This is a genomic window from Chitinophagales bacterium (genome assembly GCA_020636535.1).
In the GTDB taxonomy this organism is placed as follows: domain Bacteria; phylum Bacteroidota; class Bacteroidia; order Chitinophagales; family JADIYW01; genus JADJSS01.
Genome location: JACJXT010000011.1, coordinates 2,134,418 through 2,146,812 on the forward strand (window position 1 = coordinate 2,134,418; position 12,395 = coordinate 2,146,812).

Annotated in this window: 9 protein-coding genes; 7 read left to right on the plus strand and 2 right to left on the minus strand. The window is 28.9% G+C overall.

The window, feature by feature from the left end; genetic code table 11:
* The first annotated feature begins 8 nt into the window (after positions 1–8).
* From H6553_09800 to H6553_09810, 3 genes are all read left to right on the plus strand, one after another.
* Entirely contained in the window at positions 9–1,619 is a 1,611-nt protein-coding gene (locus H6553_09800) for a flotillin family protein (protein ID MCB9034118.1), read from the plus strand.
* A 107-nt stretch (positions 1,620–1,726) separates the two neighbouring features.
* A complete protein-coding gene (locus tag H6553_09805; protein ID MCB9034119.1) occupies positions 1,727–2,122 on the plus strand; it encodes an STAS/SEC14 domain-containing protein in 396 nt (131 codons plus the stop codon).
* An 88-nt stretch (positions 2,123–2,210) separates the two neighbouring features.
* Complete coding sequence (locus H6553_09810) at positions 2,211–3,089, plus strand: hypothetical protein (GenBank protein ID MCB9034120.1); 879 nt, start codon at positions 2,211–2,213, stop codon at positions 3,087–3,089.
* Positions 3,090–3,098: 9 nt separating this feature from the next.
* On the opposite strand, the gene H6553_09815 is transcribed toward H6553_09810, so the two are convergent.
* Positions 3,099–3,749: a fatty acid hydroxylase family protein gene (locus tag H6553_09815; GenBank protein MCB9034121.1), complete on the minus strand. Its 651-nt coding sequence runs from the start codon at positions 3,747–3,749 to the stop codon at positions 3,099–3,101.
* 455 nt (positions 3,750–4,204) lie between these two features.
* Between H6553_09815 and metG the strand changes: the two genes are divergently transcribed.
* The 3 genes from metG (at position 4,205) to H6553_09830 (ending at position 10,495) form a co-directional block, all read left to right on the plus strand.
* The gene (gene metG / locus H6553_09820) at positions 4,205–6,238 is read left to right on the plus strand and encodes a methionine--tRNA ligase (protein ID MCB9034122.1); all 2,034 of its coding nucleotides are present in this window, start codon (positions 4,205–4,207) and stop codon (positions 6,236–6,238) included.
* 3 nt (positions 6,239–6,241) lie between these two features.
* Positions 6,242–8,299 (plus strand): tetratricopeptide repeat protein, encoded by a 2,058-nt coding sequence (locus H6553_09825; protein MCB9034123.1) that lies wholly within the window; start codon positions 6,242–6,244, stop codon positions 8,297–8,299.
* A 132-nt stretch (positions 8,300–8,431) separates the two neighbouring features.
* Positions 8,432–10,495: a hypothetical protein gene (locus H6553_09830; GenBank protein ID MCB9034124.1), complete on the plus strand. Its 2,064-nt coding sequence runs from the start codon at positions 8,432–8,434 to the stop codon at positions 10,493–10,495.
* Between the two features lie 183 nt (positions 10,496–10,678).
* Here H6553_09830 and H6553_09835 read toward each other — a convergent pair whose 3' ends face one another.
* A complete protein-coding gene (locus H6553_09835) occupies positions 10,679–11,041 on the minus strand; it encodes a hypothetical protein (protein ID MCB9034125.1) in 363 nt (120 codons plus the stop codon).
* A 108-nt stretch (positions 11,042–11,149) separates the two neighbouring features.
* Between H6553_09835 and H6553_09840 the strand changes: the two genes are divergently transcribed.
* Positions 11,150–11,986 (plus strand): tyrosine-type recombinase/integrase, encoded by an 837-nt coding sequence (locus H6553_09840; protein MCB9034126.1) that lies wholly within the window; start codon positions 11,150–11,152, stop codon positions 11,984–11,986.
* Positions 11,987–12,395 lie beyond the last annotated feature (409 nt).

Consider the following 12,395-nt stretch of genomic DNA (forward strand, 5'->3'; position numbering starts at 1 on the left):
AATTTTATATGGGAACATTTATTTTAATTGCAATTGTACTTGCTGTACTATTTGTATTTTCACTCACCTTTGCACTCTTTAAAAGATATAAAAGGTGTCCTTCTGACAGAATTCTAGTCGTATACGGAAAAGTAGGTAACAATAACGACAATACTACGCTCACCTCAAGATGTATTCATGGTGGTGCTGCTTTTGTGTGGCCAATCATTCAAGACTACGCTTTTATGGACTTAACACCAATGTCTATCGAAGTAAATTTGGTCAATGCATTGAGTAAACAAAATATTAGAGTTGATGTACCTTCAAAATTTACAGTAGGTATTTCTACAGAACCTGGTGTTATGGACAATGCTGCTGAAAGGTTATTAGGTCTTGGAAGAAAAGATATTCACGATTTAGCAAACGATATTATACTTGGTCAAATGCGTTTAGTGGTTGCCATGATGGATATTGAAGAAATCAACAACAACAGAGATAAATTTTTATCTAATGTTGCTAGTAATGTAGAAGCAGAATTGAAGAAAATAGGTTTAAAACTTATTAATGTCAATGTTACAGATATAAAAGATGAGAGTGGATATATTGAAGCATTAGGAAAGGAAGCAGCTGCAAAAGCTATTAACGAAGCTAAAAAGAGTGTGGCTGAACAAGAAAAATTTGGTGAAATTGGTAAAGCAGAAGCAGAAAGAGAAAGAGACACGCAAATTGAAATCACACAGAAAAATAGAGATGTACAAATTGCAGAAACTCAGAGAGACAGAGATTCGCAAATTGCAGTAGCTACTAAAGACAAAGAAATTTTAATTGCAGAAGCTAAAAGAGATGAATCTATTGGTAAGTATGAAGCAGACAGAGATACCAGAATTAAAGTATCTGATGCTAATGCAAAAGCAGTAGAAGGTGAAAACTTAGCCAAAATAGAAATTGCAAAATCAGATGCAGAAAGAAGAGAAAGAGAAGCAGAATCATTAAAGAGAGCCATTGCAGCAGAAAAAGTACAACAAGCAAAAGCATTAGAAGAGGCCTATAAAGCAGAAGAAAATGCAGAAAAAGCTAGAGCAGAAAGAGAAAGAGCAGAGCAACACGCCTCTATTGTAGTATCAGCAGAAATTGCTAAGCAAAAAGCCATTATTGAAGCACAAGCAGAAGCAGAGAAAATTAGAGAGCAAGCCAAAGGTCAAGCCGATGCTATTTATGCTAAACTAGAAGCAGAAGCTCGTGGTATGTATGAAATCTTAACCAAGCAAGCCGAAGGTTTAGATATGATTGTGAAATCTGCCAACAACAATCCAAAAGATGCCGTATTATTATTAATAGCAGACAAATTACCTGAGTTGGTTAAACTACAATCTGAAGCAATTAAAAATATTAAAATTGATAAAGTTACAGTTTGGGACAATGGCAATGGTGCAGAAAATGGTAAAACAGCAACTTCTAATTTCCTATCAGGAATTTATAAATCAGTTCCACCATTACAAGATATTTTTAATGTAGCAGGTATGGATTTACCAAACTATTTAGGTAGTGAAAAACAAGAAAAACCAACTACCAATAAAGAAAACAAAACAAAAAGCAATAATAAAAGCAACGACGACATAGAAGAAATAAAACCAGAGTAATTTGTAGCTAACAAAATTATTACACCAAAAGACCTATTATATTTTTTTAATAGGTCTTTTTTATTTATATTACATTGAAACAATATATAAATATTAAAAAACATATTATGATAGAGCAATTAGAAACATTTAAAGGAAACACATTAGCTATTGAAGTAATTGATGGTTTTAGTGAAACTGATGAAAAGTTAGCACAAAAATTATTTCAAGAAAAATTAGACCAAGGATTTACTCAAGTACATGTATTGATTAAGCTAGACGAAATGAAAATGAGTCATTCTAGCGTAAAAGCATTTATGGAAGACATATTTTGGTCATTACGACATTATAAACAAATGGGACATCTTGCTCTAGTAGCACATTCTAAAATATTAAAAGCATTAGTACCTATTGATAATTTGTTCTTCGAAAGAGCAAGTAAAGGCAGACACGAACGCTATTTCGATATTTCTCAAATGCATGAAGCCATAGCTTTTGTTCAACCAACAGAAAGTATTGAATAAAACTGTTCTTAAATTTTTACTAAAAAAATGTTTTATCTAACATAATTGAAAAAATATACTTATTTTTAATTGAATAAATTTAAGTCTTATGAAATCATTTCTTATTTTCCTAATTATTGTTATAGGCGTATCTTCTTGTAATAAAGACAATAACAATCCAACAAATACAATAGACAATAAAATAAAGTCTATTTTTATTGACAATGAAATAAGCCCTTTTATAACTGATACACTTTTTTTCCATTATGACGCCACAGACGGTTGGTTAGATTCTATAACTATTGGTAATGAAAGCTATATTACAATTAATAGACCAATAAATAATATTATAAATATATTAGTAACTTTCGCTTATGAAGGTGGTGTTCAAAGTACTCCAATACAAGTGTATATTAATGCTAATAACACCGTAGATAAAATTACATATTACGACTCAATTTATAATGAATACAAAGTTCTATCTAAATACATCAGTACAAATAATCAATTAGATACTTTATATTCTATACAATATAATGTTGCTTATATTTCTTTTTATCAATCAATTATGTATGATTTTAATTATGATGATAATGCCTCAATGATTAATTATGTTAATAAACATACTGATAATCCTTTAATTCCAAACAATGAATTTTATGATACTGCTAGATTAACCTATACCAACATAATTCAAAACTCAATAGATTATAATTTAATGCTGTCTTTTGTAGATTTGTTCGGAAGTGTTACTTATAACAATAATCCATACATGAATTTACCATTTGTATTAAGTTTAAATGGCTATTATACTTTTAGTATTAGTAAATATTTGGTTGAATCAACCTACTCATTTAATACAACATCAAATTTAAATGCAAGTTATTCTTATCAATTTAATAATAATAATTTTATATCTAACATTAATTCTGTAATTAACAATGGAATTAATGATGTCAATGTATTTATAGATATTGACTATTTCTAAAGTTTATTATTATTTCTTATAAATTGTACCATAAATCCAATCAAAAATTGGATAAGAAATATTAAAGTTATACTTAGTCATCAGTGTTGTATCATGATGCGTATGATGTAATTTTTTTAATCGTTTTACTAATGGAATTTTTAGTAAAAAATGGTTTTCTGGTAAGTGATAGCAAAAATGTAAAAACTCATAATTAAAATAGTAAGCAATAATGGTTGCCATAAAAATTAATGCAGCATTCGTATTCCACAACCAAAATATCAATAGACTAACAGGCAATACAAAACATACAAAAAAGAAAATCAACAACACAGGTGGAAACAAAACAGCTTTAAAATCTTTTGTACTATCAAACGACATATTATCGTAAGTAAAAAAGTGGTGGTGTTGCATCGTGTGTCGTTCAAAAACTTTACTCAATAATTTTGTTTGATGATGCATTGGTCCTTTATGTCCAATATATTCTATCCAATTAATATATATAAATGTAAAAGGTATAATTAATAATTCTTTCCATGTTGTTTGATGAATATTCAGCACACAAAAAACAATTACAGCAACACACCAAAATACTACAAACAAAACATGAGCATAGCCATTGTAATTTTTACCAATAAAATTTTGCCTATACTGATTTCTATATTGCTCTACTGCTTTCATATTAAATCCAAATTACATATTTTTTTGACAAACACAGCATCTTATTATATATAGTATAAAAACAAGGTATAAAAAGCACATACTAAAGCAGTTTGGCTTTGAAGCATTTTCAGCAATAGAGGTAAATGTCTCGAAATTGCATTGCGAGGAACGAGCAATAGGCATGTAGAGACAAATTTATCATCGGTTTGCTTTACCAAAATAAAAAAATAGAGTAAAGCAAAATTGCCTTAAATGCTTCTTGACTTTTTTGTTTCTTTTTGTGTCAAGGCAAAAAGAAAAAATAATAATGAACACAATATCTTTTTCATGAACTTATTAGTCGGTTAAAGTATAGCTAAACATTAAAACAAAATGAGATACTTCCCAAATTACATAATAGTAGATTTTTTTGTATTAAAATTGTAATTTCCAATTTATATACTTAAAATTTTATCTTTGTAAAAAAGAATCCATTGAAAAAAAGATATACTATAACTGCTGCTTTGCCTTATGCTAATGGACCATTACACATAGGTCATTTAGCTGGTGCTTATATTGCAGCCGACATTTATGCTCGATTTTTGCGTCTACAAAATCATGATGTCTGTTTTGTGTCTGGTAGTGATGAACATGGTGCGGCTATTACCATTAAAGCCATGAGAGAAAACACTACACCACAAGCCATTGTAGATAAATACCATCATATTATCAAAAAATCATTCGAAGATTTTGGGATTGAATTTGACATCTATCACAGAACAACTGCACCAATTCATTACGATACTTCTCAAGAATTCTTTTTAGAATTATTAGATAAAAATGCATTTGAAGTAATTGAATCAGAACAATACTATGATGAAACTGCTCATCAATTTTTAGCTGATAGATATATTATTGGTACTTGTCCAAATTGTGGTAACGAAAATGCCTATGGCGACCAATGCGAAAAATGTGGAAGCAGTTTAAGTCCAACAGAACTCATCCGTCCAAAGTCAACCATTAGTGGCGATACACCTATTCTTAAAAAAACCAAACACTGGTATTTAAAACTCAATGAACAAGAAGCTTGGTTAAAACAATGGCTCAACAATGAAGATAAAAAAGATTGGAAAGCTCATGTATTAGGTCAGTGCAACGCTTGGTTAGATAACGGTTTACAACCAAGAGCTATGACACGCGATTTAGATTGGGGAATTCCTGTGCCTTTGGAAGATGCTAAAAACAAGGTGTTGTATGTTTGGCTCGATGCACCAATTGGCTACATTTCTGCTACAAAAGATTGGGCAAATGCTAATGGTAAAGACTGGAAAGATTATTGGCAAAACGACAAAACAGAATTGGTACATTTTATAGGAAAAGATAATATTGTTTTTCATTGTATCATTTTTCCATCTATTTTACATACTACAGACAACTATATTGTACCAACTAATGTTCCTGCTAATGCTTTTATGAATTTAGAAGGCAATAAAATTTCTACTTCAAAAAATTGGGCAGTTTGGTTACATGAATACTTAGAAGAGTTTCCAAACAAGCAAGATGAACTACGCTATGTGTTGATTGCCAATATGCCAGAAAATAAAGACAGCGAATTTACTTGGCAAGATTTTCAAGATAAAGTAAACAATGAATTGGTAGCAACTTACGGAAACTTTGTTAATAGAATTATAAGTTTAATTAATAAGTATTACGATGGTAATATCGATTATCAATTACAAAAATCTATGGCAGAGAATGATAGTATTTTGAAAACAACGATTGATGCTACATTAAAAAATATTGAAAATTATATATTAAAATTCAAATTTAAAGATGCTTTAAACGAACTGATGAGTTTTGCAAGAGAAGGCAATAAGTTTTTAGCAGAAACAGAACCTTGGAAATTGTATACAAAAAATCCAGATAAAACCAAAGATATTTTAAGCATTGGATTAGATTGGGTGTATGCTCTTGGAGTTTTATCTCAACCATTGTTGCCTTTTACTGCTAAGAAAATTTTTGCTTTACTCAACACAGAAATTCCTAATAATTTAGATTGTTATCACTATACAATAAAAAATAATAAAATTAATAAAGCTACGCTCCTTTTTGAAAAAATTGAAGACAGTCAGATTGAGTTTCAAATTGAAAAATTAAAAAATACATTAGCTACAACTGAAATCAATACAGTTGCTCCACCAAAAGAAAATATTGCTTACGAAGATTTTGATAAATTAGATATTAGAACTGGAAAAATAGTAAGTGCCAAAAAAGTAGAAAAAGCAGACAAATTATTAGAGCTATTAGTTGATGTTGGTTTTGAACAAAGAACCATTGTTTCTGGTATTGCTGAACATTTTTCTGCTGATGAAATCGTAGGACAAGAAGTTGCTGTATTGGTAAATTTAGCACCTAAAAAATTGAGAGGCATTATGAGTAATGGAATGATTTTAATGGCAGAAGATGAAAATGGAAAGTTAGTATTTGTCAATGCAAAAAATATAAGCTCAGGTAATATAATTAGATAATGAATGACTAAATCGCTCAAAAAAAATGATTGTGATAAAATTTTAGACACTGTACAACAGTACAAACAAGCACACAATTATATCGAAGCGATTGAACTTTTACAAAAAAGTATTTATCATACAGATACTTGTAATTTAGAATATACAATAAAACTACAAGCAGAACTAGCTGATTTATATTTCATCATCAACGATTATAAGAACAGTTTTGAAATTTATTTAGAAGCACTCAATAATGCATTAAATAATAAGTTATACGACTTATCTTTTGATTTATATTATATTATAGGTAGAAAACAACTCAACTTATGGCAATTTAAAAAAGCAATTGAGCTTTACGAACAAGCACTCAATTTAGCAGAAAGAATTAAAAATAAAGAAAAAATAATTGAATATTATATTAATGTTGGAAATATTTATAATTGGGACGAGCAGCTAGATAAAGCATTCAGTTTTTTAGATAAAGCAATGCAACAAGAAACAGCAATTAAAGATAATATTGCACTTACTCGTTTATATGCTTCTTATGCAATTTTACAGCGAAAATTAAAACAATTTGAAATTGCAGAATCTTTTTTCATTAAAAGTATTGCTATTGCAGAACAATATCAGTTAGATTTATTGATAGATATTAAAAAGAGTTATGGCATTATGTTGTTAGATATTCAGCAATATGAAGAAGCTGAAGAAATGTTATTGAGTTCAATTATTTATATAGATAATACAAAACAAAAGCATAAGAAAGATCCAAGTAATGCTGCTATTTTCGAAGCATTAATAAAATTGTATAAAGCAACAAATAAACTAGAACAAGCACTTTTATTTTATGATAAATTATATGAGTGTAAAATAGAATTAATGGAAAAAGGATACTCGCAAAGCAACAATGTTTTTTTGGCAAAAATTGGTTTAGAAAACGCTCGAAAAGAAAAACAGTTTGCTCAAGAAAAAGCTGAGTTAAAATCTGTTTTTATTGCGTCTATTAGTCATGAAATTAGAACACCTATCAATATAATTTTAGGTGCTTCCGATTTACTATCGCAAAGCAATCCAAGCGAGCAACAACAACCGTATATCAATGTACTACAAAATTCAGGTAAAAAATTATCTAGTTTAATTAATGACATATTAGATATTTCAAAAATTGAAGCTGGTAAATTTGAAATCATCAACGATAAAATTCACTTAGATAAACTACTCGACAATATTAAAAATGCATTTATTGCTGTTCATCAAAACAAAGCAGTACAGTTAAAATTTAAAATCAATGATGATGTGCCTTTAGTTATTCAAGGTGATGAAAACAGACTAGAACAAGTTATTACAAATCTTATTAGTAATTCATTAAAATTTACAATTAAAGGAAATATCACCACTACAATCAAACAAAAAAACGAACAATTAATCATTCAAATAAAAGACACAGGAATTGGTATTCCAAAAAATAATTTAAACAATATTTTTGATCATTACGAGCAAGTAAAAAATAAAGAACAACGCAAATACAAAGGCACTGGTTTAGGTTTGTCTATTGTAAAAAAGTTGGTCGAATTAATGCATGGCAATATTCAGGTAAAAAGTAAAGTTGATGTTGGTACTACATTTACCATTCAATTACCTTTAATTGAAATAGATGCTATTGCTACACAAACAGAAAATATCAACGACTTAGCTTTTCTAAAAAACAAAAAGATTTTAATTGTTGATGATACAGAAGAAAACAGATTCATTACCATCAATACACTAATTATCAACGAAAACTCTATTCATTGTTTTGAAGCTGAAAATGGAAAAGTTTGTATTGATTTCTTACAGAAGAATAAACATCATATAGATTTAATTATTATGGATTTAGATATGCCAATAATGAATGGATTTGAAGCTGCTGCTTTTATTAAAAACGATAAACAATTAAAGCATCATAAAATTTTAGGCACAACTGCAAGTCTTATTACCGAAAGTGATTTCGATTATCAATCGCTTGGATTTGATGCCTTTATTCCAAAACCTTTCAACAATAATGAACTGTTAGAAGTCCTCAAAAAAGTTTTATCTAAATAGTACTCATCTTTTTCTGTGATGTCAGAAATTTCTTGCTGACACTTCTGTGATGTCTGAAGTTGCCTTCTGACACTTCAAACCTTATACTTTACTTAGCAAAAAACAAAAATATTTTTACCTACTTTTGTTTAGATGCACAGCAAACTTAAATACATCATATTTATTGGACTAATATCAATTAGCACTACCATAAAATCGCTTTCGTTTAATATACAAGCAGATACTAGTATATTAAATAATACTATAACTAAAATAACTATAAATGATATCCAACAACTCGTCAATCAAACAAAAGAAAATACATTATCTATTAATTCAAAAGTTACTACTGACTATCAAATTCAATTAAGCCAATCAAACGATTTCATTGCAAACATAAACATCAACAACAATGATTTTAAAAACAAATTCGAGTGGACAAAAAACAATACTACGCTCCTTTTAACTGCTAATAGTTATAAAGCATTTTCCGATGGATTATATGCACTTTTACAGGAGCAATTGGGTTTTAAATTTTATCATACCAAAGAACAAATAATTCCAAATAAAATAGAAGAATCACTAATTAATTTTAAATCGTTTAAAGGAGAACAAGTCTTTAGCAAAAATGGTTTTCATTTACATACTATGCATCCAATTGAGTTAACAGAATTTCTGTTAGACGAAACCAAACCCAATGCACTCAACGAAGTAAAACAATACATCGACTGGTTGGCTAGAAACGGACAAAATTATTTCGAGTTCAATTTACTAGAAAGCATCAACAAAGATTCGTGGTTAGCACACGCACAAGCCATTACAAATTATGCACATCAACGAGGCATTTTTTGTGGTGTCGATTTATCTATACACATGATTCAACAAAAAGCATTTCAGCTATACAGTGGTTGGTTCAAACACGATAAAAAAATTATAGACAATGTCAATTGGTTAGCTCAAGCAGGTTTCGATATCTGGAATTTAGAGCTATCATCAACAGAATTTTCACAACAAGATTATAGTAAATTATTAGCACAAGTAGAATTAATACAAAACTTATTAAATAAAAACAATATTGTATTAATGAGTCGAAGTCATGTTGTAAAAGCCAATAAAATGGTATCTAATAACAAAAACGACTTGTACAGTTTGCTCAACAACAAACATGGATTAATGATTCACACGGTAATGTTTTATAGTTTAATAGATGAAGTTGCTCCAGTGTACGAGAACGAAAATCTGCAACACATGCAACAGTTGTTACTACAAGAACAACAAAAACGAACGGTTTGGTATTATCCAGAATCTGCTTATTGGATTACTTTCGACAATAGCGTTCCTATGTTCTTAATGTCATATTTAAAAGCAAGATTAGACGATATTAACTTCTGTGAAACACATCACATAACAGGTCATCTTACCTTTACTTCTGGTTGGGAATGGAACTATTGGCTCATCGATTGGAGCATAGCACGATGGTCTTGGAATTATGAAATAGATAACATAACTATCGATAAATATCCATTACAATACATAAGCGATGTAGTAAAAAATGATACTATATTTAATTATATTAAACAATCATATTTATTACAAGAACGCTATATTAAAGACAGCACACTTATAAAAGTACTCACAGCACAAACCATTACTGATGAAATTGGAGGAAAAATAAATTTAGAATTACATCCACGACCAGAACTTGCCTATAAATACATTAGAAACAAAGCAACACAAGAAGAATTAAATTTTATTTCTAACAAATATATTAATAATATAAATTCATATATTAATAAACAAGAAAAACTAAACAAACCAACAAGCAATAATGTATTAGAACAAGAATTGATAGATGGCATTAATATAACACTATTAAGAGCAAAACACAAATATTATACTTTAAAATATTTAATTAACTATCGAGCAAATAAAATCGACAAGCAAAAAAACAATATTGATTACTTACTAGACAGTGCTACTACAATCCGACAACAAGCACAACAAATAGTGCAACAAAGAGAGCAACACTATAGGTACAATCTACACGATTTAAGCTATCAGCATAAAAGTCATACTGCCTACGAATTTGGATATTTGTATCCAACACATCAATTACACTTTTGGCAACGAGAAGAATTGCAAGCCAAGCACAACAAATACAAATTCTGGTACAGAAACATTTGGAATGTCTTTAAAATTATAGGCATTGTAAATTAATATAAAACATCTAATAATAACAAATAACTTATTACTAAATACTAATAACCATTGACTAATGACTAAATCTATGGCATAACCTCCATTACATTACGGTCGGGCTATCACTACAAGTCCTCGCTCCTATCGTCGCTGTGGGCTTTCCGTTCTATCCCTTATGCAAATTGTGCTACAAAAAACAGTTTATCTTTTTACAATTAAAACTGCATCATCCGAAAACTCCATCCAAGCAAAATCATAAATACAATGATACATTTTACCATGTCTATTAATATGAAAGTGAGTTAAATATTTAAACCTAAACTTCTTATTTTCTAATACCAATCTATTTACTTTTTTCTGCGTTAATCGTTTACCCAAAATCTCTAACAAAATAGATCTATTTCTATGTAATATTTTATCAATATTTTCAGCTTCAATATTAGTTGTCTTTCTTAATTGATAATGATAGTAACTTTTACATTTTACCGAACAAAATAGTTTTTCAGGTCTTCCGTAAATCTCTTGTTTACAAATTTTACATTTTCTACTTACTTTTTCACTCATAACTAATTGATAATTAATTTTATAAAATTATAAGTATATCAACGGTTGATATATTGCAAATATAATTATTCTTGTATATTTTTAAAATTTTTTGTATATTTTTATTCTATGACTCAAAAATACAATGCTGTAAAACAAAAATTACTTCGCAAAAACTATAGCAAAAATACTATTCGTATTTACTTAACCTGTTTACATCAATTTTGGTCATTTTGTTATAACAATAACATTGATGACACCATAGATGCAGAACAATATTTAATGCAGCTAATAAAAAACAATACTTCTACAAGTTTTCAAAACCAAAATATTAATGCCATTAAATTTTATTGGGAAAATTGCTTAAATAAACCTAAAGCTGATATTGTTATTGACAGACCTTTTAAAGAAAAAAAATTACCAGAAGTATTACACTTAGAAGAAGTGAGAACCATGTTTCAATCTATCAATAATTTTAAACATCTAATGATACTAAAAACCATTTATGCTTGTGGTTTAAGAATTAGCGAATTAATTAACTTAGAAATTAAACATATAAATGGCAATGCAAAAAACATTAAAATTATATGCGGAAAAGGAAAAAAAGATAGAATCATTCCAATTCCAGAATCACTACTTATTGAACTGAGGCAATACTTTAAAATTTATAAACCATATAAATACCTATTTGAAGGACAATTCAGTACTAAACAAAATCCACTACCATACAGTACCAAAAGTGTGCAAGTTATTGTAAAACAAGCTGCTAAAAAAGCAAAAATTAGAAGAAAAATTACACCACACACACTTAGACACAGCTATGCCACGCATTTATATGAAAAAGGCGTAAATCTTAGAAGTATACAAGTATTATTAGGACATCAAAGTAGTAAAACAACTGAAATATATACACATGTAAGTAATATACACATTAATAATACACCTTCGCCATTAGATTTTCTATAAAATATTTATCAATTAAAAATAATTGCGTATCTTGTTATAGCAACAACTTGCCGATATATGAAAATATTTACGCAATAAGTTGCGTAAATAAACAAGTTAGCCACAAGCTGAAAAAAGCCGACCGCACAAACAGCACATTTGGTTTTGCCAACACACAAAGCCAACGCTCAAAAACCAAAAGAGCTGTTTTTTGCCAACGCTGAACGAAAAACGAAAAGAATGAGGGAAACCGTAAAGAAATAAATAGAATGAAAAGTATTTTTAGGAAAAGAAAATCAACCGACAAAATATGGAACTAATAAATAATAACCCATACCGAATTGCAGGGATTCTCTCGAATGCAACAACAAAGGAACTCGAAAAGCAAAAAGGAAAAATCAAAGCATTTGCAAAGGTTGGAAAAGAAATT